The 22,968-nt window shown below is 44.6% G+C and carries 21 protein-coding genes; 12 read left to right on the plus strand and 9 right to left on the minus strand.

Translation table 11 applies throughout. The features are described 5' to 3' along the window. The first annotated feature begins 171 nt into the window (after window positions 1-171). The gene (locus tag VIC_RS18085; protein ID WP_006961559.1) at window positions 172-1,107 is read left to right on the plus strand and encodes a LysR family transcriptional regulator; all 936 of its coding nucleotides are present in this window, start codon (window positions 172-174) and stop codon (window positions 1,105-1,107) included. A 36-nt stretch (window positions 1,108-1,143) separates the two neighbouring features. On the opposite strand, the gene VIC_RS18090 is transcribed toward VIC_RS18085, so the two are convergent. Then, window positions 1,144-2,760 carry an NAD(P)/FAD-dependent oxidoreductase gene (locus VIC_RS18090; RefSeq protein ID WP_006961561.1) on the minus strand — a complete coding sequence of 539 codons (1,617 nt, stop codon included), beginning with the start codon at window positions 2,758-2,760 and terminating at the stop codon, window positions 1,144-1,146. Window positions 2,761-2,964: 204 nt separating this feature from the next. Between VIC_RS18090 and fdxA the strand changes: the two genes are divergently transcribed. Further along, window positions 2,965-3,288: a ferredoxin FdxA gene (gene fdxA / locus VIC_RS18095; protein ID WP_039952177.1), complete on the plus strand. Its 324-nt coding sequence runs from the start codon at window positions 2,965-2,967 to the stop codon at window positions 3,286-3,288. A gap of 66 nt (window positions 3,289-3,354) precedes the next feature. On the opposite strand, the gene VIC_RS18100 is transcribed toward fdxA, so the two are convergent. Together VIC_RS18100 and VIC_RS18105 are read right to left on the minus strand one after the other, a co-directional pair. Then, window positions 3,355-4,092: an RNA methyltransferase gene (locus tag VIC_RS18100; RefSeq protein ID WP_006961565.1), complete on the minus strand. Its 738-nt coding sequence runs from the start codon at window positions 4,090-4,092 to the stop codon at window positions 3,355-3,357. 134 nt (window positions 4,093-4,226) lie between these two features. After that, the gene (locus tag VIC_RS18105; protein ID WP_006961566.1) at window positions 4,227-5,405 is read right to left on the minus strand and encodes an MFS transporter; all 1,179 of its coding nucleotides are present in this window, start codon (window positions 5,403-5,405) and stop codon (window positions 4,227-4,229) included. Window positions 5,406-5,617: 212 nt separating this feature from the next. Between VIC_RS18105 and VIC_RS18110 the strand changes: the two genes are divergently transcribed. After that, window positions 5,618-6,112, plus strand: coding sequence for a GNAT family N-acetyltransferase (locus VIC_RS18110; protein ID WP_006961567.1), 495 nt, complete (start codon window positions 5,618-5,620; stop codon window positions 6,110-6,112). A 34-nt stretch (window positions 6,113-6,146) separates the two neighbouring features. Here VIC_RS18110 and VIC_RS18115 read toward each other — a convergent pair whose 3' ends face one another. Both VIC_RS18115 and VIC_RS18120 read right to left on the minus strand, forming a co-directional pair. After that, on the minus strand, window positions 6,147-7,124 hold the full coding sequence (locus VIC_RS18115; protein WP_006961568.1) for a phosphotransferase: 978 nt from the start codon (window positions 7,122-7,124) through the stop codon (window positions 6,147-6,149). Continuing rightward, window positions 7,121-7,408 carry a GNAT family N-acetyltransferase gene (locus VIC_RS18120; RefSeq protein WP_039952178.1) on the minus strand — a complete coding sequence of 96 codons (288 nt, stop codon included), beginning with the start codon at window positions 7,406-7,408 and terminating at the stop codon, window positions 7,121-7,123. Before VIC_RS18120 ends, VIC_RS18115 begins: the two co-directional genes overlap by 4 nt. Before the next feature lie 170 nt (window positions 7,409-7,578). Between VIC_RS18120 and VIC_RS18125 the strand changes: the two genes are divergently transcribed. Further along, window positions 7,579-8,316, plus strand: a complete 738-nt coding sequence (locus tag VIC_RS18125; protein WP_006961570.1) for a flagellar brake protein — start codon at window positions 7,579-7,581, stop codon at window positions 8,314-8,316. Window positions 8,317-8,385: 69 nt separating this feature from the next. On the opposite strand, the gene VIC_RS18130 is transcribed toward VIC_RS18125, so the two are convergent. After that, on the minus strand, window positions 8,386-9,816 hold the full coding sequence (locus VIC_RS18130; RefSeq protein WP_006961571.1) for a methyl-accepting chemotaxis protein: 1,431 nt from the start codon (window positions 9,814-9,816) through the stop codon (window positions 8,386-8,388). Window positions 9,817-10,094: 278 nt separating this feature from the next. Here VIC_RS18130 and VIC_RS18135 point away from each other — a divergent pair, with 278 nt between their 5' ends. Then, entirely contained in the window at window positions 10,095-10,559 is a 465-nt protein-coding gene (locus VIC_RS18135) for a GNAT family N-acetyltransferase (RefSeq protein ID WP_006961572.1), read from the plus strand. Here the strand turns inward: VIC_RS18135 and VIC_RS18140 are convergent. Further along, complete coding sequence (locus tag VIC_RS18140) at window positions 10,556-11,458, minus strand: DMT family transporter (RefSeq protein ID WP_006961573.1); 903 nt, start codon at window positions 11,456-11,458, stop codon at window positions 10,556-10,558. The genes VIC_RS18135 and VIC_RS18140 overlap by 4 nt on opposite strands. A gap of 303 nt (window positions 11,459-11,761) precedes the next feature. Further along, complete coding sequence (locus tag VIC_RS18145; RefSeq protein WP_006961574.1) at window positions 11,762-12,931, minus strand: tetratricopeptide repeat protein; 1,170 nt, start codon at window positions 12,929-12,931, stop codon at window positions 11,762-11,764. A 352-nt stretch (window positions 12,932-13,283) separates the two neighbouring features. On the opposite strand from VIC_RS18145, the gene nagB reads away from it, so the two are divergent. The 5 genes from nagB to VIC_RS18170 all read left to right on the plus strand — a co-directional run bounded on the left by nagB (window position 13,284) and on the right by VIC_RS18170 (window position 19,035). After that, the gene (gene nagB, locus VIC_RS18150) at window positions 13,284-14,084 is read left to right on the plus strand and encodes a glucosamine-6-phosphate deaminase (RefSeq protein WP_006961575.1); all 801 of its coding nucleotides are present in this window, start codon (window positions 13,284-13,286) and stop codon (window positions 14,082-14,084) included. 256 nt (window positions 14,085-14,340) lie between these two features. Continuing rightward, window positions 14,341-14,889 carry an ECF-type riboflavin transporter substrate-binding protein gene (locus VIC_RS18155; RefSeq protein ID WP_006961576.1) on the plus strand — a complete coding sequence of 183 codons (549 nt, stop codon included), beginning with the start codon at window positions 14,341-14,343 and terminating at the stop codon, window positions 14,887-14,889. Between the two features lie 6 nt (window positions 14,890-14,895). After that, window positions 14,896-16,587 (plus strand): ABC transporter ATP-binding protein, encoded by a 1,692-nt coding sequence (locus tag VIC_RS18160; protein ID WP_006961577.1) that lies wholly within the window; start codon window positions 14,896-14,898, stop codon window positions 16,585-16,587. Continuing rightward, window positions 16,584-17,423: an energy-coupling factor transporter transmembrane component T family protein gene (locus VIC_RS18165; RefSeq protein ID WP_006961578.1), complete on the plus strand. Its 840-nt coding sequence runs from the start codon at window positions 16,584-16,586 to the stop codon at window positions 17,421-17,423. The genes VIC_RS18160 and VIC_RS18165 overlap by 4 nt, the downstream gene beginning before the upstream one ends. 133 nt (window positions 17,424-17,556) lie before the next feature. Further along, window positions 17,557-19,035 (plus strand): Lcl domain-containing protein, encoded by a 1,479-nt coding sequence (locus VIC_RS18170; protein WP_006961579.1) that lies wholly within the window; start codon window positions 17,557-17,559, stop codon window positions 19,033-19,035. A 57-nt stretch (window positions 19,036-19,092) separates the two neighbouring features. Here the strand turns inward: VIC_RS18170 and VIC_RS18175 are convergent, their stop codons facing one another. Continuing rightward, on the minus strand, window positions 19,093-19,872 hold the full coding sequence (locus VIC_RS18175) for a PilZ domain-containing protein (protein WP_006961580.1): 780 nt from the start codon (window positions 19,870-19,872) through the stop codon (window positions 19,093-19,095). Between the two features lie 364 nt (window positions 19,873-20,236). On the opposite strand from VIC_RS18175, the gene rsgA reads away from it, so the two are divergent. Both rsgA and sstT read left to right on the plus strand, forming a co-directional pair. After that, a complete protein-coding gene (gene rsgA / locus VIC_RS18180) occupies window positions 20,237-21,292 on the plus strand; it encodes a ribosome small subunit-dependent GTPase A (protein ID WP_006961581.1) in 1,056 nt (351 codons plus the stop codon). Window positions 21,293-21,500: 208 nt separating this feature from the next. After that, window positions 21,501-22,718, plus strand: a complete 1,218-nt coding sequence (gene sstT / locus VIC_RS18185; protein ID WP_006961582.1) for a serine/threonine transporter SstT — start codon at window positions 21,501-21,503, stop codon at window positions 22,716-22,718. The last annotated feature ends 250 nt before the right edge of the window (window positions 22,719-22,968 follow it).

Genomic DNA, 22,968 nt, shown 5'->3' on the forward strand with positions numbered 1-22,968 from the left:
ACGCTCTAGTCACGAGCTAACTGGATAATCATTGAGATGCATCACCAGCACTTCTTATTTGTTCATACATCACGTATTGAAAGCACTGGGGATACTGTCAATTGACTTGCTCAGTATCCATAAGTAACTTGAGCGAAACAATACAGCCAAAATGCAAAGGATAATTGCACTGTGGACACAAATAAATTAATCCCTCTCTTATCAGAGATGGCAATTTTCGTCAGTGTTGTCGAGTCAGGAAGTTTTTCAAAAACCGCCCAGAAGTTAGGTGTCTCACCGTCTTCCGTTAGTCGTTCTATTACTAGGCTGGAAAGTGCATTGCAGGAAAGGCTACTGGAAAGAACTACCCGAAAAATGCGCCTGAGCACCACAGGGCAAGAAGTTTATAGCCTTTGCAATGACATGATGAACTCAGCCAAAATGGCGATATCCGCCGCTCAAGCTGACAAAACGAATGTATCCGGCGCGTTACGAGTCGCAGCACCAAAAGCCCTGTCACGACAAGTTTTGATGCCGATGATTTTGGATTTCATCGACTACTACCCCAATATCTCATTGCAGCTAAAAGCCGCCGATCACTATATCGATCCAATAGGTGATGAAGTAGACATACTCATCCATATCACTGACAACCCCACAGAAGGCCTAATCGCCAAACAATTAAGCCAGTGTCGTCTGATCATGTGTGCCAGTCCTTCCTACATTGAAAAGCATGGTATGCCCACGCACCCAAAAGATATATCTGAGCATAACTGCCTGTGTTTAGGGGAGAATCCAAAAGATCGAATATGGGACTTCACCAATAACAATAAAAAACTATCGATAAATGTGATTGGTTCATTCGCGGTAAACCACAGTGAAATTCGCCGAGAAGCGGTATTACGTGGAGTAGGAATTTCTGTTTTTCCTGAGTTCGTGATTCAGCCTTACATCGATTCAGGAGACGTAGTTGAGGTGCTAAAAGACTGGCATGTCGGTGGAAACTACCAAGGCAAAATTATTGCTCAATATGCTCAATCTAAATACATACCCAGCCAGATTAAGACTTTTATCGAGTACTTGCAAAGTCGCTTCAATGAACAGCAGCAAATAAAAAAGGGCAGCTAAACTACTTAGCTACCCTTTTACTCATCATCAAAAGCCCTATGCGTTGTCGATATCTGCCACCATGGCTTTGGCCAGCGCCTCTGCCACTTTAATACCATCAATGCCCGCAGATAGGATACCACCTGCGTAGCCCGCACCTTCACCAGCAGGGAAGAAGCCTTTCAAATTGATGCTCTGGAAGTCTTTGCCACGTTTAATGCATACTGGCGAAGAGGTACGAGTCTCAACACCTGTTAGTAAACCGTCTTCTGACGCGAACCCTTTAATCTTCTTATCAAAAGCAGGAATAGCTTCACGAATCGCTTCGATTGCAAAATCCGGTAGCGCTTTAGAAATATCTGTCAGATGGATACCTGGCGTAAATGATGGTTGAACGTCACCGATCTCACTTGGATCGCGACCTTTCAGGAAGTCACCAATTTTCTGCGCTGGTGCATCATAGTTTTCGCCACCTAGTACATAAGCACCTGACTCAAGCTCACGCTGGAAACGGATACCAGCCAGAGGATCACCAGGGTAATCTCGCTCAGGATCAATACCTACAACAATTGCACTGTTTGCGTTACGTTCTGAGCGCGAATACTGGCTCATACCATTAGTCACAACGCGGCCTTCTTCTGACGTTGCCGCAACCACTGTGCCACCCGGACACATACAGAAGCTGTAAACGGTGCGGCCATTCTTACAATGGTGAACCAGCTTATAGTCCGCAGCACCCAAAATAGGGTTACCTGCATTAGGACCAAAACGTGCTTCATCAATCATCGATTGCTTGTGCTCAACACGGAAGCCGACAGAAAACGGCTTAGCTTCCATATAAACACCACGCTCATGCAGCATTTCAAAGGTGTCACGTGCACTGTGTCCAACCGCTAACACAACATAACGAGATTGAATCTCTTCACCGTTTGATAGTGTTAGACCTGTAATTTGCTCTCCGTCCATGTGGATATCATCGACGCGAGTGCTAAAGCGGATCTCACCACCCAGCTCGATGATTTTCGCGCGCATTTTCTCAATCATGGTCACCAGTTTAAAGGTACCAATATGTGGCTTACTGACGTATAGAATTTCTTCTGGTGCGCCCGCTTCCACGAACTCAGTGATCACCTTTCTGCCGTAGAAGTTTGGATCTTTAACCTGACTGTAGAGTTTGCCGTCGGAGAACGTACCTGCCCCGCCTTCACCGAACTGTACATTGGACTCTGTGTTCAGAGTACGTTTACGCCAAAAGCCAAAGGTATCTTTGGTACGCTCACGAACTTCTTTACCTCGCTCAACCACAATCGGCTTAAAGCCGCTTTGCGCTAGAATCAATGCAGCAAACAAGCCACAAGGGCCGAAGCCGATAACCACCGGACGTTCAGTGATGTTCTCTGGAGCCTTAGCGACAAACTTGTACTCCATATCTGGAGTCTGTTTAACATGCGGGTCATCCGCAAATTTCACCAACAATGGCTCATCGTTTTCAACGACAACATCAAGTGTGTAAATCAACAGAATATTTGTCTTTTTACGAGCATCGTAACCACGTCGAAATACATTGAAAGAGATCACTTGGTCTTCAGAAATACCGAGTTTTTTGGTGATGGCGGCAATCAGTGCCTCTTCCTCGTGGTCGAGAGGGAGTTTAATTTCAGTTAAACGTATCATGTTGATGTCTCGTAATATCAGGTGTCTTAGCCAGAGTCGCTCAGCGACCAGCTCACAATGGCGCGCATTTTACGAGAATTTGAATTGTCTGTCATACTAAATCAGGCGAGAACAAAACATTCACGGTAGAGGATGTTGAATTTTGCCTTGGGATGAGTATTATCCCCATTCCTCAATTTTTGATTAACTTAAGAGCGGATCATCATGGCGTTCGTCGTAACCGATAACTGCATTCAATGTAAATATACTGACTGTGTAGCAGTATGCCCTGCAGATGCCTTCCACGAAGGGCCAAACTTCATGGTGATCAATCCGATTGAATGCATTGACTGCGGCTTATGTGTCGATGAGTGTGACGCGAATGCTATTTTTCAGGAAGACGAAGTGCCTGCAGACCAAACGCTTTACGTTGAGCTAAATGCCCAACTTGCCGAACTATGGCCTGTGCAAACCGAAGTTAAGCCAGCTATGGATGAAGCCGAGAAGTGGAATGGTGTGCCAGATAAGCTGGGTATGCTAGAGAAATAAAGCACTCTACCTTCAGATACAAAAAAGCGCAGTAAATCACTGCGCTTTTTTTGCATTCAGGACTTTTTATTCACCATGCTGACGACGCAAGTTATCTAAAATAATTCCCGTCGCCATCGCCACGTTGAGTGACTCTGCACCACCAAAAGCGGGAATGGTTATCTTGTCGGTGACAAACTTAGCGGCTTGCTCACGTATACCATGAGATTCACTGCCCATCAGAAGAATACCCTCAGCGTTAAATTCCGTTTTGTGGATACTTTCGCCTTCCAAGAACGCGCCATATACAGGAATGCTTGCCTGCTCTAAGTAACTTGGCAGATCCAGTTGACTGACTGTGACACGGCCAAAACTGCCCATAGTGGCACTGATGGTTTTCGGGTTGTACGGGTCCGCGCAATCTTTACTCGCGACAATATGCTTGATGCCATACCAGTCAGCAACACGAATGATGGTGCCGAGATTACCGGGGTCTGACACGCCATCCAGAGCAATTATCAAGCCCTGAGCTTGAGGTACTTTAACCGAAGGAATTTCTACCACCGCAATTGCTGCGTTATTGCTGACCAGCGTACTGGCTTTGGTCAAATCATCTAATGACGCCTCAATGCATTCAAAATCATTTAATTGACTTTGGTTTGCGGTCAAAAATTCGCCAGTAGCGAAAATCTGTTTTACTTGAAGCTCACTGTTCACCAATTCAAGTACGTTCTTCTCACCTTGGACCAAAAACAGACCGTGCGCTTTGCGCTGTTTCTTTTGGCCTAAAGCACGTAGTAATTTGAGTTGGTTTTTCGAAATCATAATGTATCCAAGGTGAAAACGGGATGTCCCAGATAAAAGCGCGGCAATTATAGAGTAAAGCACCTCAGAGCTAAAGAGTCTCATCCCCTAATCCACAATCATAAAAAAGCGAAGGCTAAACCTTCGCTTTACCTCTAACTCCAGCGGAGAACTCGCACTTCATTACCTTCTTCAGGCTTGGCGGGAATATTAAGCGACAAAATGAACGAAACGACCGCCATTGCCGCGCCAATGTAGAATACGGCTGACGGGGACACTAACCAGATAAGGCCAAAGGATACCGGGATAAATACCGCTGCAATATGATTGATGGTGAATGACACACCCGCTGTCGAAGCCATGTCTGCAGGATCGGCAATTTTTTGTAGATAGGTTTTGATCGCTAACGCTAAAGCGAAGAATAGATGATCAATAACGTACAAGGCTGCCGCCCATTCCGCACTTTGCACCAAGCCGTAACCAATAAAGACAAATATCAAACCTGTGTATTCAAACAACAAAGCTTTACGTTCACCCACTTTACCGATGAACTTGCCAATTCTTTTCGCGAACAGGAAGTTAAACAGGTAGTTGATCAGAAATAGCATGGTGATATCTGCCGCCGAGTAACCAAACTTCTCCACCATCAGGAAGCCTGCGAAAACAGTAAAGATTTGTCGACGTGCACCACTCATAAACGTCAGAGCGTAGTACAACCAATAACGCTTGCGCAGCACCAGTTTTTTATTCTGCTGGACTTGGGTTTGGAACTGAGGAAATGCAAACGCCATCCAAACCACCAGTAGAAAACCAATGCCACCAAAAGTCAGATACACCCACTTGAAGTCCATTTGAAACACTTCCAGACAGACCCATAGCGCACCATAAGTGATTAGCGATGCCAAAGCGCCCACAGAAATAAACTTACCCAGCATCTCTGGCGCTTCGTCTTTTGAAAGCCATTGCAAAGAGAGAGACTGCTTTAGGGTTTCAAAATAGTGAAAACCAGTAGACATTAACAAAGTCGTTAATAGCAATCCAAACAATGAAGGGAAAAAGCCAGTAATTGCGGTACCCAGAGTAAGCGCCCCAAGCGCGAGTAGCATGAACTTCTGTTCGCGAATGAACATCAGAACAAATACGGCGGTGAACGCTAAGAAACCCGGAATTTCACGGACACTTTGAAGAAGACCAATATCAGCACCATCAAAGTTCGCTTTTTCAATAACAAAGTTGTTAAGCAGCGCCATCCAACTAGAGAAAGCGATGGGCACCACAATAGAAATGATGATCAAAAAATTCTGAGGAGTTTTCCAGCCAGCCGACGTGTTCATTTTTTATTCCTTTTATGAGCTCTCAAACACCTTAAGTCTTCGCCAACAAATAAACAAACTTATTTACAATTTATACGTCTTCGCCAACGTTCAAGCTTCAAACGTGTCAGAATTAAATTTAGACCTATTAAAACAAGTGAAAACAATGCTTTATCTTTGGTTACTTGCTCGTTATGGTTGAGTCATGTTTAACCAGTCGAGAAGGTAATAATATGGAAATAATAATTCGCCCTACTCTAGTGAGCGATGCAGCCGCAATGTGTGAAATTTTTTCACAACCTAAGGCGCAGCGTGAAACCCTCCAACTCCCTAAGCCATCTGTGGCAATGTGGACACAACGACTGGAAAACATGCCTACTGGAGTCTATAGCTTTGTCGCGGAACTAGACGGAAAAGTAGTAGGGAACATCGGTTTTGAGCACTCTCAGCGACCGCGTACCGCTCACCGCGGCACTTTTGGGTTAGCAGTTCATGATGATTATCATGGAATGGGCATCGCCAGTAAGCTGATCGAAACTGTCCTTGATTTAGCGGATAACTGGCTGCAAATAAAGCGCGTTCATCTCGAAGTTAATACCGATAATGGCGCGGCCATCGCGTGCTATAAGAAATTTGGCTTTGAAATCGAAGGTGAAGCGAAGAATGCGGTATTCAGAGAGGGCAAATACCAAAGCACTTATTATATGGCAAGGATGAAACCAGAGTAATAAGGGTAATAGCGAGCTATCGAAAAGGCTTACCTCATGGGTAAGCCTTTAACAACTCAAGCGCCTTGTCAGCCAACGCTTCTGTGTAATCATTGATTTTCCAATGGCCGGGACTCCAACCTTTGACAAATCGATGAAAATCCGCCCATGCAATCGCAAATAACGGCCGCCAGCTTTGCTCGACATCGTTGGCATCAATGTCAGGCTTTAATTTGTTGAGTGCCCGTTTAAGGTGGGAAAAATAGGTATCCAGAATCCAGTTTTCCATTTCATCACACTGTTCCGGCTCAACCGCACTGCTCATGAACAGAGCGACATCTTTCATCGCACATCCCTGCCCAACATACTGAAAATCGACCGCTGCGGCTTCACTGCCATCAGAAGTAAAACAGAAATTAGCCAGTTTGGCATCACCATGAACCAGTGTCTGATATGGTGCTTGACGAAGCATTCGGTCAATTCGAACCGCAGCTTGTTTCAAAGGGGTATCATCTAGCGCTTCCAGCTCATCAGGCCTTGTATCTAGGTGCCAATAAGTACCGATGTCCCACAAGCCGTCTCCTCGCTCTCCAATATGTGAAGCATGAAACCAAGCAAGCCACTTTAGCGAGGCTTCCATTTGCACATGAGCCGCGTGTTGATGAGTTTGGGTATAACCCAATTGATGTAAGTCTTCCATCACCAGAAGGAGTTCCGTCCCTTGCTGTTCAACGACTATAGGCTTAGGTTGCGGACAATAACAATGGGCCACCTGAGCAAAGCTCTGATACCAATGCAGCTCAACCTGATAGGATTTCAGTTTACGTTGATGGGAGAGATCGCTATTCCAGCCTCTCGGATGATGGGAAGGTTTAGGCAATTGCACATGCTTGATAACAATACTGGTTTCATCTACATGGAGCCTGACCAATTCGCCATAGCCACTCCACAACGATTGCAAAACTTCAGTGCCTTTAAGTTCTGTATAACCTAAACGTTGACTCAAAGCTTGGTAGTCATAGGAGGTGCTCATGGCTGTTCCGCAAGCAAGTGGGACCATTCTGGATGACGGGACATATAATGCACAACGTAGCTACAGACAGGTTTGATTGTGACTCCAAGACGCTCAAGCTCTGGCAAGATCGTTTCCATCATCACTTTCCCATAGCCTTTGCCTTGCAAAGCTTCAGGTACTTTAGTTGATGTGATGACATAGACATTGTCATGTACCTCAAATTTCATAATGGCGTCATATTCTGCCTCTAGATGGACCCGAATCAGTGAGTTAGCCCTATCAAATGTTAACTTATGTGACATATTGACCTCTAAAATTGATACATAGATCGAAAATATTTGCTATTTTGATATTTGAACGAACAATAAAGCGCACATAGAATTTTAACCCTCTGGGAAAACGTAAGATCTTCCTAGAAAGAGAAACAAACCTACAGCCAAAACAATAACATGGTAGGTCCAACGGAGGCTAGATGAATACTCAGGCGGTTGCCAAGACAGACAAATCTTCACCTATGTCTTCAAGAGATAAGAGCGTTTCCACGCTGAACAGTACTGATGCCTTGGCGATGCTTGAGCATGGCGGAGAGCTAACAATGGGCATTACGACACCAGTCGGAACGACTTTCCGCTGCAAATCCACTTTTATTGGCACTCACTCGAAAAATTTTGTTTTGGCGGAACTGCCAAAAATATCCGACGACGACTTAGACTTTTTCTTCCAATCAGGCTTTTGGACTGCGGTGCGCGCAATTTCTCACCGAGGGGAAGGGGCGATAGTCCATTTCAGAAGCCAGCTTGAACACGTAATGACAGAGCCAATACCTATGGTTGCTCTAACTATTCCTAACGCTATGCAAGTCACCCAGCTACGCAAAGAACCAAGGTATGACGTAAATCTTGCAGCACGTGTGGTTGCATCAACGCATAAGCTTGATTGTCAGATTCGAGACCTGTCAAAAAGTGGTTGCCGCTTTGTCACAGCGCCATTAAGTCGCCCGTTTCAGGTTGGTGATGATATTGCCTTGGAAGTGCATTCTGGTATGGGGAAATCAAGTAAGTTTGAGCCTTTATTTGGCAAGATATGTAATCTGCAAAGCTCGCTGCATTACGCACGTTACGGTGTCCAATTCGATGAAAACGGAACCACCAATGCCAAGCACTTGCTGGCGAACCTGAAATTTGATGGTTCTAAACTGACACTGCGTTAGGTTTTTCTAAAAACATGGCAATAAAAAAGGCTTGGTGATTAACCAAGCCTTTTTAACGTCTGATAAACGTTAAGTGCGATATTGCTTAAGGATATCAGCCAGTGAAATGGACGCCTGAGTCAGGTTAGCGACACCTTTTGAAGACTGCTCAGCCACACTGCGGATAGTATTAGACTGAGTACGGATATCACTCAGCTCAGAAGCAATGTCATTTGCCACCGCACTCTGCTCTTCCGCGGAGGTAGAAATCTGAATACTCATATCCATGATACCGCGCGCCGATTCGGAAATAGATTGCACATCACTGCCAATGTCTTCAATTAAATCGCTACTGGTGCGAGCTTGCTCTACAGTCTGTTCAGTAATCGAAGCAATGTTTTGGCTTTCTGCCTGCAATTTTTCAATCATTGACTGAATCTCAACGGTTGCTGCCTGAGTACGGCTAGCTAGAGTACGAACCTCATCCGCTACCACTGCAAACCCTCGGCCTTGCTCACCTGCGCGCGCCGCTTCAATCGCAGCATTGAGTGCCAGCAGATTCGTTTGCTCTGAAATCGCATTGATCGTCGTGATCACCTCATTAATTTGAGTCGTGTTGTCATTCAGCGTTGCAACAGAGCTGGAAGCTTGCTCGATATAGCTCGACAGTTTATCAATCTCGTTGATCGCAGACTGGACACGCTTGTGGCTGCCATCAATGTGTTGCGAATCTTGCTCCGTTTGCCCCATGGCTTGCTGTGAAATGTTGGACACTTCTTTCGCAGAAGCAGTCATCTCTTCCATCGCTGTCGCAACAGAATCTAAAGATGCATACTGGTTGCTAATCTGAGACTCACTCAACTTCATCTCTTCTTCAAACGAAGCAGAGGTTTCACTTAGTGTATTGGCGTTCTCTTTAACATTGTTCACTAAGTCCGTGAGCGTATCCATTGCTTTATCAAGAGCGCAACCAATAGTACCGAACTCGTCTCGCCCTGGGTGGAAGCCCAAACGCGAAGTCAGATCGCCTTCGCCAATTTTTTGAGTTGTGGTGTAAAGCACCCATAACGCTCCACCAATAAACGTCGCAACCCAGTAACAAAATACCGCAAAAGGAATCACCCAAACAAAACTAAAGAAGAAACTGGATAGGGCTTGAGACCTAGCTTGCTGATCTTGTACCTGATTGTTTAAAGTCAGTTGATAAACATTGCCATCCTTACTGGTTTGAGACACAGTCACAATGCCGTTATTGTAAGCAGGCTTACTGACGCTAGAGACCTTGCCAATATTGGCTTGGCCAGCTATTGACGCTTCAGAACCCGTACTCAACATCCCATCGAGTTGATGACTCGCGGCTAAAATCGCCGTTTTCTCAATTTGTTCAATTTTAGAGTAATAATTTCCACCAGCGATGCTGCCAATAGCAACAAGAAAAATGGCAAAAATCACCCACATTTTGTCATTGATAGACATCTTAATAAAAAGCTTATCTATCGTTCTGAAATCTACTTCTTTCATGTTAATCCTGCCTCTTCTAACCAAGAACTCCCTATACGGAATGTTGGTTATATAAAACTATCGGCCTATAAGAGTAATTTATGAGACATGAATCAAGTAACAATGAAATGTAATACTATTGAAATGTCATTTATGAGATCTAACCCTTACTTATACGACCTGTCGTTCTGCAACAACTCGTTACATCCGCAACATTTAAGCAACTGATTGATTAGCGGTGATTGAGAAATTTCTACGGAAGATTTAGATTATTTGTACGCTATCAACAAGGAAAAGTGATGAAGATAATAGTAGACGAATTAGACCACCCTGATGTCATCCATTTACTGCAAGAACACTTGGCGGATATGAATGCGACATCGCCACCTGAGAGTGTTCACGCTCTGGATACATCTGCCTTAAAAGCCCCTGAAGTCACTTTTTGGACAGGCTGGAAAGAAGAGCAGCTCTTAGGTTGTGCCGCCATTAAAGAGCTGTCTGAGTCACATGCTGAGTTGAAATCAATGAGGACAACACCTAGCGCGCGAAATAAAGGCGTCGCCTCAGCTCTTCTTCAGTATGCCATTGAACAGGCAAAACTGAGAGGCTATCAGCGGATTAGTCTAGAAACAGGCTCGATGTCCTTCTTTAAGCCTGCCAGAGAACTGTATCAAAAGTTTGGCTTTGAATACTGCTCTCCCTTCGCTGACTACCAACCTGACCCAAATAGTAACTTTATGACTCTCGATCTAAACGAGCGTTAACCCGAGACCTGCTCAGCGACACGTGATTTCTTCAACAGCTGGACAGGAGAGAACCCCGTTACAAGCATAGTACCAGACAATACAAGTACGGTTCCGGCAAAGGTATTGAGTCCTATCGGCTCGTCAAGGATCAACGATCCCCACATAATGCCAAACACCGGGATCAAAAATGTTACCGACAGTGCAGATGCCGCCCCTTCATCAGCCACTAGTCGGAAATAGAGCAGATAAGCCACACCTGTACAGACCACACCCAGCGCAACCACAGACAACATTTCATGGGTGCTTGGCTCACCTTGCATCGGGACAAATGGAAGCAAAGGTAATATCCACAGAACGGCCGCCCACATGTTTCCGTGCGCATTTTCAAATGCAGCTACTTTAGGAGCTGTTTTGGTATAGTTGGTCGCAATTCCATAACAGCAAGCTGCCATGACACCTGCGGCAATGGGTAGTGCTGCGCTAATACCAATGTTCACCGCATCCCAGCCGACTAGCACAACAACGCCACTCACACCAAGCAACATGCCAAATATCGCTTTACCGGTCAGAAGGGATTTATGCCAGAAAACGCCAATCAGTGCTCCCCAAATCGCCGCCGTTGAGTTCAGAACGGACAAAGTCGATGCATTGAGCGTTTGAGCGGCGTAAGCGAACAATAAAAAAGGTAACGCCGTATTAAACAAGCCGATGATCATGAAGTGTTTAAAGTGATTTCTGAAAGCTAATTTCTTGCGTAGATAAAGAGAGACTAGAAACAAACTGATCGCAGCAAAACCCACTCTGAACTCAATCAAATAGGCTGGACCAAACGTATTGGCGGCAATCTTCATAAACAGAAAAGAGCCACCCCAAATTGCAGCGAGACAGATTAAGCGCAGGAAACTAGCGGTAGACATGATTTATCCCTCTTATTGTTTGCGCCTAATGTGAATCAATTGTTAAGCAGAATCAATCATAAATTGCATTACATTTCCGAAAATGGCCATATTCTGAGTTAACGCATTTCATACGCTTGCTTCGAGAGTATCACAATGAATTTAAAGACTATTTTTTAGGTCGGTTTGGGTCAGTTAAATAGATTCATCTCGTTCAAAATCGCAACGCGAATACCGATGCCCACTACATGTCCGTGCGACGAGAATATGCAACTGGAGAGTCTGTATAAAAACAAAGCCCCTTAACAAGTAAGGGGCCGCATATCATGCTTTGTCGATATTAGATTGAGAAAAATCGAGCTTCTCTTTAATTGCAGGTTGAGCGTCATTCTCTGGTTGAGGGTCACTGCCATCATCTGGAGAAACCAGAGGCTCTTGAGAAAGATCCAATTCGAGCTCCTCAGTAGCCTGGCTACCAAGTACCTCTTTCTCTTCAAGGGGAATATTGCGCTTATATAACTTGTTGAGCGCTTTAATCACAGCGTGCTTGCTGACTTTCTTATCTTTAATTTTCTTTAGGATAGGCTTAGATAAAGATTGCAAACCCACAACCGTATCCACACCAAGGTTTAATGCTACTTGGTCACGCAATACTCTTGCAGGCTCATGACCTAACTGCCCAGCCAAGAACAACCAAATATAAGCAATCGCATTGCCATTTGGACGATGATTCATCCAAGCTTCACCAGCATTATACATAGCGTCGGTGTAACCTTTTTCGGCCGCGCGTTCGAGCCAGTAACACCCTCTGGCATGATTAGACGCCACGCCAATACCGTGAATGTAGTTCAACCCAAGCTTCATACGCCCTTCATTGTTTCGCAACGCGGCGGCTTTCTGATAATACTCGGTGGATAGACTTGGCTTAGGTTCAGGGTTATGCGGTGACGCATACCAGTCACCCAGAAATATCAGGGCGTCGACATAATTCTGCTCTGCAGCCTGCTTCAATATTTGAATCGCTTTACCAATGTTCTGATCCGTTCCTCGACCATGGAATAAAGCTGTCGCCATTTCAAATTTATGGGGGATGCTGCCTTCCATCGCAGGAATACATGTTTGCCAGAATTTAGCTTCTTCTCTCAGCACTAAGTCCTGATTCATCTTATTACTGATGCGAACAACACCGTACATGCCAGTGACGTTGTCCAGCCGCGCTGCTTTGTTGTACCAGTACAGTGCTTCTTTCAGTCTTGAACGTTCAGCTTCCTTAGCCAAAAACAGTATGGTCGGGATATGGCCACTCTCGGCCTTATGAATCCGATCTTCATGTTCTTGCTTACGGTTTTTTTCCATTGCTTTCCGGTAAGCGATTTCACGCTCTTTACGCTCTTGCTCCAGTCGTTTCTTACGCAGCTGAAGTGCAAGCATCCACATGAACATGCAAAGCAGTAACAAACCGGTCGCCCCGATGGCGATCCCTATAACATTCATCTATATCTTTTCTTCACCTTCGACTGGCGTTTTGTCGTATGAAATTCTTGTCGGCCAGCCACAACAAAAGTTGAGGATTTATACCATCTTTCTCTAATTGTACCTCACTCCAATGATTGGTTGATGAATAAAATACAAAACATGTCACAGGAGCAAACATTTACATGCTTAATTTTCGAAATAAATTTATATTGTCAGTGACAGGTGCTTTTTGAGAAAAGACCGCTAATGATTCCCCTAAATGAAAAGAAAAGTGAAAAATTGACCAAAAACAATAGCCGTTCCAACAAACTTATTTTATAATGAAAATTAATGTTTCAGAGCATCATAATTCCAATACTAGGGGCAACCAATGAGACTAATCCCGTTAAATAAAGCTGCACAGGTAGGTAAATGGGCTGCGGCGCACATTGCTAAACGCATTAACAACTTTGAGCCAAGTGCTGATCGTCCGTTTGTACTAGGTTTACCAACCGGCGGTACACCGCTTGCTACGTATAAAGCGCTTATCGAACTGTACCAAGCTGGTGAAGTAAGCTTTAAACACGTTGTAACGTTTAACATGGATGAGTACATTGGCATTCCAGCTGATCACCCTGAGTCGTATCGCTCGTTCATGTACAGTAACTTCTTCAATCATATTGATATTCAGGAAGAGAACATTAACCTGCTAGACGGTAATGCGGCTAATCACGAAGCCGAGTGTCAGCGCTATGAAGACAAAATTAAGTCTTATGGGCGCATCAACCTGTTTATGGGTGGTGTTGGTAATGATGGTCATATAGCGTTCAACGAGCCTGCGTCTTCATTGTCTTCTCGCACCCGTATTAAGACACTGACAGAAGACACCCGTATTGCAAACTCACGCTTCTTCGATGGTGATATCAATCAAGTTCCTAAATACGCTCTGACTATCGGCGTAGGTACTCTGTTAGACGCAGAAGAAATTATGATTTTGGTTACTGGCCATAATAAAGCACTGGCATTAGAAGCCGCCGTAGAAGGCAGCGTCAATCACCTATGGACAGTCTCTGCGCTTCAGCTACACCCTAAATCTGTCATTGTGTGTGATGAGCCTTCGACACAAGAATTGAAGGTGAAGACAGTGAAATACTTCACAGAGCTTGAAGCAGAAAACATCAAGGGTTTCTGATTCATCAAACAAGCTTAAGTAAGCCAGTAAAAGATAATAAATCCGATGTATAAAGCATCGGATTTTTATTTTCTAACCTATCGAAACCTTAGAGGTGGTTTCTTGAACATACCGGTTAGCCATCTAGACAGTTAGCTTTCCAACTTTATTATCAACAGGTATAATCTTTGCCCTAACATCTACAATCAATTAAAAGTCAATCAGAATAAGAACTTGTGTCAGTTCTTTGAATAATTGAGACAAAATAGGATTATCTATGAATCTATCAGCTAAAACTGTGGTTGTGATTGCAATCGGTGCTGCATTATACGGTATCGGTGGATTACCAATGTTTGGCATTCCGGTATTCGCTAACACCACACTAAAGCCAGCAATGGCAGTGCTGGCACTATTTTCAGTTCTGTTCGGCCCTTTGGTTGGCTTCCTAGTAGGGTTCATTGGACACTGGGTTACAGACCTTTTTGCTGGCTGGGGGGTATGGCTGACTTGGGTATTGGGCTCAGGCATTGTTGGTATGGTGATTGGCTTCTTCCCTCGCCTGACCCAAAATCGAATCTCAAAGGGCGAATTCAGCCTCAGAGATTTCTCTTTGTTCATAATTCTCGCGCTCATCGGTAACATTGTTGGTTACGGATGTTCCGCATTTCTCGATACAGTACTTTATGCCGAACCTTTCACTAAAGTCTTTACCCAGCTGACGATTATTGCTGCGGGTAACACAGTCCTGATTGCGGTGGTAGGCTATTTCATTCTCAAGTCTGTCGCTAAACGAAACAAACAAAGCCGCAATCTGACAGAGGCTTAATCGGCAATGACCATCGAATTTTCTGACTTCTCTTTTAGGTACGAGTCACTGGATAGACCGACGCTAAAACATATCAATCTAAGGATAGAGAAAGGAGAGAAAATCGTCATTATTGGCCCGAGTGGTAGTGGAAAATCTACGCTAGGCCAATGCCTTAACGGGCTTATCCCCCATTCCATTTCCGGCGAGATATCCGGTTCTTTGGCCTTGAATGGTCAGGACGCATCACAATGGGAACTACACCAGTTTACCGAGCAGATAGGCACTGTTCTTCAAGATACCGACAGCCAGTTTGTTGGCCTTAGTGTCGGTGAAGATATCGCCTTCGCTCTCGAGAACCAGTTGGTATCGAATATCGACATGTACCCAGTCGTTAAATCAACGGCTCGAATGGTAGAGCTTGAAGATATGCTTACCCGTTCTCCCCATGATTTATCGGGCGGACAGAAGCAGCGTGTTTCTCTAGCGGGCATTCTCGTCGATGACGTCGATACACTACTGTTCGATGAGCCTCTTGCAGCGTTAGACCCTAAGACAGGCCGCAAGACTATTGAAATCATTGACCAACTTCATAAAGAGAGCGGCAAAACCACCATCATCATTGAACATAGGCTGGAGGATGTTCTCCATCGCTCTGTAGATAGAATTATCCTGATGGAACAAGGGGAAATCGTAGCGGATATGACGCCAGATGCCCTACTCGCATCATCACTTCTGGAAAAACACGGAATCCGCGAGCCCTTGTATTTGTCTGCACTTAAAGCAGCCAACGTTGTACTCAGTGATGAGGACAAACCATCCACATTAGGTGGAATTAATCTTGAGCAACATGCCAAGCAATTCTCTCATTGGCAATGCGACCTGGCAGTAGCATCAGCACAATCAAACACACCCTTACTTTCCATTAATAATTTGACTTATTCCTATGATGGTGAAAAGAACGCTCTTGAAGGTGTGAGTTTCGATATTCATCAGGGCGAGTTTGTGTCGATTCTTGGTAAAAACGGCTCAGGTAAGTCAACCATCACCAAGTTAATCATGGGTGTCATCGAACCTGATGCCGGCAGTATAGAAATGCGCGGCCAAGATTTATCAACACTGTCCATATTTGAACGAAGCCAGAAAATTGGTGTGGTCATGCAGAACCCAAATCACATGATTTCACACCATATGATTTTTGATGAAATCGCATTCGGACTGCTCAACCAAGGTCTGAATGAAAAAGAGATTGAGCAGAAAGTACTTCGTGTGCTCGAACTATGCGGGCTAAACAAATATCGCCATTGGCCGATTTCAGCTCTGAGCTATGGACAGAAAAAGCGAGTCACTATTGCTTCTATTTTGGTTCTTGAACCGGAGCTGCTCATTCTTGATGAGCCGACGGCTGGCCAAGATTATCGCAACTACACATCAATGCTCGACTTTATCCAGACACTCAACAAGGAGCTAGGTATCACCGTTGTGATAATTTCTCACGACATGCACTTAGTCTTAGAGCATACTCAGCGCTCGATTGTAATAGCGGATAGCCGTTTGATTGCCGATGCCCCAATGACCCATGTATTTTCTCAACCTGACTTGCTCAACCAAGCTAACCTGACGACAACCAGTTTGTACGATATGGCGGTGAGGCTCGACGTTGCAGACAAAAACCAGTTTATGCAGCATTTCATAAAGCTGGAGCAGCGAGTCGCATGAATACCTCAAAAATGAAGTTTGGTATCAGTTATGTAGATACTCAATCTCCTTTGCATCAACTGAACGGCATCACAAAATTTCTGTTATTTATCGCTTGGGTCACGGTGGTGCTCACCACTTTCGATTTGCGCCTTATTTCAGCCCTGATAGCAGGCGGGTTATGGTTGCTAGCAAGCACCAAAGTGCCATTTAGAGTCTACAAACCGTTATTGATAGGAACAGGTGGAGTGCTGATGCTAAATGCACTCTTTATGTTCTTACTAGCGCCACAACAAGGTAGTGAGTTGCTGGGGAGTACGAACGTCATCCTTAACCTTCCTGGCCACTATGCATTAACACAGGAAACTCTGTTTTATTTGGTAACGGTGACTCTTAAGTACTTTAGCATGTTCCCAGTTGCGCTGGCGTTTGTCTTCACAACCCACCCAACTGAGTTTGCAGCGAGCCTTAACCGTATTGGCGTGCCTTATAAAATTGCATACGCCGTCAGCCTGACATTACGCTATCTACCTGAAGTAAAAAAAGATTTCATCAATATTATGCATGCCCAACAAGCACGAGGGTTGGATATATCCAAAACTGCGCCGCTATTTAGCCGAATGAAAAACGTCGCCAACATCCTTGGGCCATTGATCTTCTCTAGCTTGGAGCGAGCAGATGAAATCTCTAACGCAATGACACTGCGCGGATTTGGTCGCCACAAACGACGCAATTGGTATAGCCAGAAACCTCTTTCCCGCGCAGACAGATACTGTCTCACTGGTATCTTCGTCATTGTAACTCTAGCCATAGTCAAAAGAGCGCTAGAACCCCAGTTGTTCTGGTATCCATTCTAAATTCCTCTCTAAACCGAGCACTCTGCTCGGTTTTTATTATCTACTCTCTTTACGTTATTTTACTCGCTCACTACTCTCCTTTACACATCTGACGATAAAATTCATCATATAAATCATTGAGCAAGGATACGTCATGAAGATAAATTACATGGTCATCACCCTGATGGCCTATAGCATCTCTTGGACTAGTTCAGCCAGCCTGACCTACCCTATTGTTGATACAGGCCAAACAGAATGTTTTGGCATTAAACAAGCGTCTTCGACCTGCCCCACCTCTTCTGCCGACACTTTCGGTCAGGACGCACAATACGTTGGTAACCATCCCACATACCAAGCTAACATCGACGGCACCGTCACGGATAAGGTGACTGGGCTAGTTTGGTCGTCAACCACTGATATCAACAAAGACGGCAAGATCAACGCCGATGACAAGCTCAGTTATCAAGAAGCGCTTGAGTATGTAGACAAGTTACGTCTTGCTGGTTACGACGACTGGCGGTTACCTAGTATTAAAGAACTTTACTCGTTGATCTTATTTGATGGTCAAGATCCCAGCGGACTTAAGCAGACTGGCAATATCAAATTGGTGCCATTCATCGACGACCAGTACTTTGCAATGAACTCTGGAGACACACTATCAGGAGAGAGGCTCATTGACAGTCAGTTTGTATCGAGCACTAAGTATGTCTCAACAACAATGCGTGGAGATGAAACAGTATTTGGCGTTAACTTCATAGATGGTCGAATCAAAGGCTATGGTATTGAAAATCCACAAGGTGGTAAGAAAACCTTTTATGTTCTAGCTGTACGCGGCAATACTTTGTACGGTCAGAATCAATTCACAGACAACAAAAACGGCACGATCGAAGACACGGCTACTGGCCTGCTATGGCAACAAAGCGATAATAGAAAGAATGTTAAATTCCCAGAAGCCCTAAGCTACTGTCAGAACTTATCATTCGCAGGCCGAAGTGATTGGCGCTTACCAAATGCCAAAGAACTGCAATCCATTGTGGATTATTCTCGCTCTCCTAATACATCAAATTCTGCAGCTATAGATCCGATGTTCGAGACCACTACAATTCGCAATGAAGCAGGACAAACAGACTACGCCAACTATTGGAGCAGTACCACTCACCAGAATTTGCGCAATGGTGCCAATGCGGCTTATATCGCTTTTGGTCGTTCAATGGGATACATGAACAATCAATGGATAGATGTTCATGGTGCGGGTTCACAACGAAGTGATCCTAAGTCTGGCAGCAGCAACATGTACCCAACAGGTCATGGACCTCAGGGAGATGCGGTACGTGTTGAAAACATGGTGCGCTGTGTGGCAGGCGGTGATGTCCAGTTTGTGCAAAACCCACCTCAACATCAACGCATGGCTAAAGTTTTTACTAACAGTGGGACAAATACCCATTCTATGAAAAGTAGCCGCCCACAAAAAGGGGTCTCAGGCTCAGGAGGGTTACCGCCAAGAATGGATCGAAATGGTGACGGGAAACTTTCACGCAATGAGGTAAAAGGGCCGTTGAAAAAAGATTTTAGCCGCCTAGACCGGAATAACGACGGTTACCTCACACCAGATGAAATTCCCCCAAGACGCTAAGGCATAATAAAAGGGAGCGCCTGGTACAAAGGCGCTCCCTTTCTTCGTAATACTTTACTACAGTGTAAATTTTTGGCTCATCTGACAAAAGTTGAGCCCTTCAATTAAGCTTGCTACAGGCTCGAGACTACTTTTCTCAAACTGTACTCCGAATTTACAATAGCGGCTGGTCATTTTCACGTTTCTGACCACAGCTTCAAGCACTTGAGGCTCTGCAACTTTATCGGTTTCCGTAACTTGGATGCTCAATGAGATAAGATCACCAACTTTATGATTAGTCAGGTTGCGATCGACAACAATCAAGCAGCCATTACTCGAGATGTCGCGAATCTGACACTTAAAGTGATGAGATTGTGGAGCCAATACCCCTTCTAACGCTAACTCTAATCGAGCACTTTCTCTCAACCCAGCAGCAACCTGAGTCGCAGCAGGTAAAGTAATAAGAAATAGACTGTTACCTCCCGCTTCAATCACATATTCCAGCTTACTCTTAAAGTAAATTCTTGCGCCTTCACCAGCCTCAGAAATGACGCAGGCTTTGATCGCGTAACCGCGCTGAAAAAATACGGCCACTTCTTTGGGGGAAACCTTTGGCATCTCTAGCAGCATGAGGTTGTTTGAGTGGAGACCAATATATTTGGTTTTGCCTTTAAGGTTTTTGCCCGTTGGGGTGGTGATCAGGAATGCAACTTCACTCAAGGGCTTAACATCACGGAAAGCATCTTCACCATATTTGATGTTATCAGAAGGCGGTTTGGGAGCTTCTTTAGTCTGGGCAGCTTCAGCGGAAGATAGCTCGATCACTTCCGCTGTCTCGCTTTGCGTCGCTTCTGTCATTATTCTACTGTGTCCATATAAACCAACTCACATATACAGTTTATAAGCAATCACACGGTATCAGCAAGAAAAGTTAACATTAGATTTACATTAATTTATAATGCGCTTAAAAAAGAGTCGATTAGAAGAACAATCGAGATTATAATCTGGCTGAGTTTGGCTAAACTCACCACAAAATCAAACCGAAAAATTTAGGAGGATACGATGATTGTAGCAAGAACCCACCCGGCAGAATTAGTGAAGACCTCATAAGTAACAATAGGTTACAGACTTCCCTTCCTTTGCCCGGTGTAATCATACCGGGGTCTAATGACCCTAGCTGACAAATTAATGCAGAAACCCTTCTGCAGGTCTGGGGTATACAATGAATATCATTCCCAAGCAGCCGTTGAATTTGCCTCAACTTGGCTGGAATAACTTATTTCAACAACAACTGACACTTGAAGAACTTGAACACAGCCGCGTTGCGCGCGTAGTAGAGCACCATAGAAGTGGCTACAAGCTGCTCAGCGAAGATGGTGAAACGACGTTAGCCATCCATAAATCACTGCCGATGATGACTGTCGGTGACTGGCTTTTGTTAGACAAACAAGGTGGCTTCGAGCGTTTATTGGACCGCCAATCTTTGTTTGCTCGTAAAGCTGCTGGCAGCAAAGTCGCCGAGCAGCTGATTGCTGCAAACGTGTCCACTTTGTTTATCGTTTGTGCGCTTAACGATGATTTCAATCTAAGCCGTATTGAGCGCTATCTGGCCACTTCAAACGAAGCCGAGGTCGAGCCTGTCATCGTGTTAACAAAAGCTGACCTAGTCACTGATGCAGAAGAGAAGCGCCAACAAGTACAACAACTCGATCCTTTGCTTATGGTAGAAATGCTCAATGCTTTAGATGGAGAGCAATATACATCGCTAAGTAGTTGGTGTAAGTCAGGATCCACTGTCGCTTTCATGGGCTCCTCTGGTGTCGGAAAGTCGACTTTAGTCAATGGCTTACTAGGCGATTCTGTTCAGTTAACTGGAGGCATTCGAGAAAGTGACAGTAAAGGACGACACACCACCACTGGCCGTTCAATGCACTTCCTGCCAAGTGGCGGTGTCTTAATTGACACACCTGGAATGAGAGAATTGCAATTGTTCGACTGCGCGGATGGCGTGGCAGAAACCTTTTCAGATATCGAAGCGTTTGCGGAGAAATGTCGCTTCTCTGACTGCCAACACGACCGTGAACCTGGTTGTGCGGTAATAAATGCAATCGAGACAGGGCAATTAGAACAGCGAAGGCTGAATAATTATCTGAAGTTGATGCGCGAACAGCAAAGAAATAGCGCTACTTTAGCTGAGCGTCGCGCTTCTTATAAGCAGCAGACTAAGATGTACAGGAACATTCAAACGGCCAGCCGAAGTCGCAAACAAAGTTTGTAAATTTAAAAGGGGCTAAACGCCCCTTTTTTTGTACAATACTGACAACATAAATAACACAATATTCACATTTTGACATTTCCAATAATTTATCATGCTAAAAATCAATTAATTCTAGACACATTATATCAACACGCTAGTATTGTCCCACTCAGTTATCAATAACTGAAATTACTAGAAGTTTATAAAATAATTCATTGCAGGGATAACTATGCAACACAACTCTATCTTTGCCCGCTTTGCTCGCGGAAATCTGGTATTACAAATCTTAGCCGGTATCGTCCTCGGTGTAGGCTTGGCAACTGTATCTCCAGAATACGCACAAAGTGTTGGTTTACTCGGAAGCTTATTTGTCGGCGCATTAAAAGCCGTCGCCCCTATTCTTGTTTTTATTCTGGTTGCTGCATCAATCGCTAATCAGAAGAAAAATCAGCACACCTACATGCGTCCAATAGTGGTTCTGTACCTTTTCGGCACGCTGACCGCAGCGTTAACCGCAGTCGCACTTAGCTTCATGTTCCCGACCACATTGACACTGGTTTCTGGTGCTGAAGGTGCCACCCCACCTCAAGGTATCGGCGAAGTTATGAACACTCTGCTGTTCAAAATCGTTGATAACCCAGTGAGTGCACTGATGAATGCTAACTACATTGGCATTCTGGCATGGGCGATTGGTTTGGGCCTTGCACTTCACCATGCATCAGGCACAACTAAAGCAGTATTTGAAGACTTGAGCCACGGTGTCTCTCAAATCGTTCGCTTTATTATCCGTTTAGCACCATTTGGTATTTTTGGTCTGGTGTCTTCAACGCTAGCAACGACGGGTTTCGATGCTTTGGCAGGTTACGCGCAGCTACTAGGTGTACTGCTAAGCTCAATGTTGTTTATTGCACTAGTCGTAAACCCTATCATTGTTTTGGTCAAAACTGGCGAAAACCCTTACCCGCTTGTATTCCAATGTCTACGTGAAAGTGGCGTAACAGCCTTCTTCACACGTTCAAGTGCTGCGAATATTCCAGTAAACATGGCACTGTGTGAGAAACTAAAGCTTGATGAAGATACATATTCTGTCTCCATCCCGCTAGGTGCAACTATCAATATGGCTGGTGCGGCAATCACGATCACCACATTGACACTTGCAGCGGTTCATACAATGGGTATTGAAGTCGATATTCTGACCGCCTTACTTCTGAGTATCGTTGCTGCTGTTTCTGCATGTGGTGCTTCTGGTGTTGCAGGTGGATCACTGCTGCTAATCCCATTGGCCTGTGGCCTATTTGGTATTCCTAATGAAATCGCGATGCAGGTTGTTGCTGTAGGCTTCATCATCGGTGTAGTTCAAGACTCAGCTGAAACTGCACTCAACAGCTCGACAGACGTTGTCTTCACTGCAGCAGTATGTAAAGCGAAGCAAAAGCAGAACGCTTAATCTTCGTTGTTTACACACATATTAGAGCCCGGCTACATGCCGGGCTTTTTTTATTCCCTATCCACCACGTGTTCCATAGAAATCGTCGTAACAATTGCCTTTCAGGAAGTGTCTCCCAACCTTACATATTTCGTCACAAGCTAAAGACTAAACACTGTAGCTCATGTGGTTAAGCCAGATAAATCGACTTAGTTGGTAAATTAATTTCCATGGCTAATATCTGAACATATACTTAGTGACATAATGCTTA

The organism is Vibrio coralliilyticus ATCC BAA-450 (assembly GCF_000176135.1).
In the GTDB taxonomy this organism is placed as follows: domain Bacteria; phylum Pseudomonadota; class Gammaproteobacteria; order Enterobacterales; family Vibrionaceae; genus Vibrio; species Vibrio coralliilyticus.

Coding starts and splice junctions, on each gene's coding strand:
- VIC_RS18090 (WP_006961561.1), bottom strand. CDS start 2,760: ATGATACGTTTAACTGAAATTAAACTCCCTCTCGACCACGAGGAAGAG.
- fdxA (WP_039952177.1), top strand. CDS start 2,965: ATGGCGTTCGTCGTAACCGATAACTGCATTCAATGTAAATATACTGAC.
- VIC_RS18100 (WP_006961565.1), bottom strand. CDS start 4,092: ATGATTTCGAAAAACCAACTCAAATTACTACGTGCTTTAGGCCAAAAG.
- VIC_RS18105 (WP_006961566.1), bottom strand. CDS start 5,405: ATGAACACGTCGGCTGGCTGGAAAACTCCTCAGAATTTTTTGATCATC.
- VIC_RS18110 (WP_006961567.1), top strand. CDS start 5,618: ATGGAAATAATAATTCGCCCTACTCTAGTGAGCGATGCAGCCGCAATG.
- VIC_RS18115 (WP_006961568.1), bottom strand. CDS start 7,124: ATGAGCACCTCCTATGACTACCAAGCTTTGAGTCAACGTTTAGGTTAT.
- VIC_RS18120 (WP_039952178.1), bottom strand. CDS start 7,408: ATGTCACATAAGTTAACATTTGATAGGGCTAACTCACTGATTCGGGTC.
- VIC_RS18125 (WP_006961570.1), top strand. CDS start 7,579: ATGAATACTCAGGCGGTTGCCAAGACAGACAAATCTTCACCTATGTCT.
- VIC_RS18130 (WP_006961571.1), bottom strand. CDS start 9,816: ATGAAAGAAGTAGATTTCAGAACGATAGATAAGCTTTTTATTAAGATG.
- VIC_RS18135 (WP_006961572.1), top strand. CDS start 10,095: ATGAAGATAATAGTAGACGAATTAGACCACCCTGATGTCATCCATTTA.
- VIC_RS18140 (WP_006961573.1), bottom strand. CDS start 11,458: ATGTCTACCGCTAGTTTCCTGCGCTTAATCTGTCTCGCTGCAATTTGG.
- VIC_RS18145 (WP_006961574.1), bottom strand. CDS start 12,931: ATGAATGTTATAGGGATCGCCATCGGGGCGACCGGTTTGTTACTGCTT.
- nagB (WP_006961575.1), top strand. CDS start 13,284: ATGAGACTAATCCCGTTAAATAAAGCTGCACAGGTAGGTAAATGGGCT.
- VIC_RS18155 (WP_006961576.1), top strand. CDS start 14,341: ATGAATCTATCAGCTAAAACTGTGGTTGTGATTGCAATCGGTGCTGCA.
- VIC_RS18160 (WP_006961577.1), top strand. CDS start 14,896: ATGACCATCGAATTTTCTGACTTCTCTTTTAGGTACGAGTCACTGGAT.
- VIC_RS18165 (WP_006961578.1), top strand. CDS start 16,584: ATGAATACCTCAAAAATGAAGTTTGGTATCAGTTATGTAGATACTCAA.
- VIC_RS18170 (WP_006961579.1), top strand. CDS start 17,557: ATGAAGATAAATTACATGGTCATCACCCTGATGGCCTATAGCATCTCT.
- VIC_RS18175 (WP_006961580.1), bottom strand. CDS start 19,872: ATGACAGAAGCGACGCAAAGCGAGACAGCGGAAGTGATCGAGCTATCT.
- rsgA (WP_006961581.1), top strand. CDS start 20,237: ATGAATATCATTCCCAAGCAGCCGTTGAATTTGCCTCAACTTGGCTGG.
- sstT (WP_006961582.1), top strand. CDS start 21,501: ATGCAACACAACTCTATCTTTGCCCGCTTTGCTCGCGGAAATCTGGTA.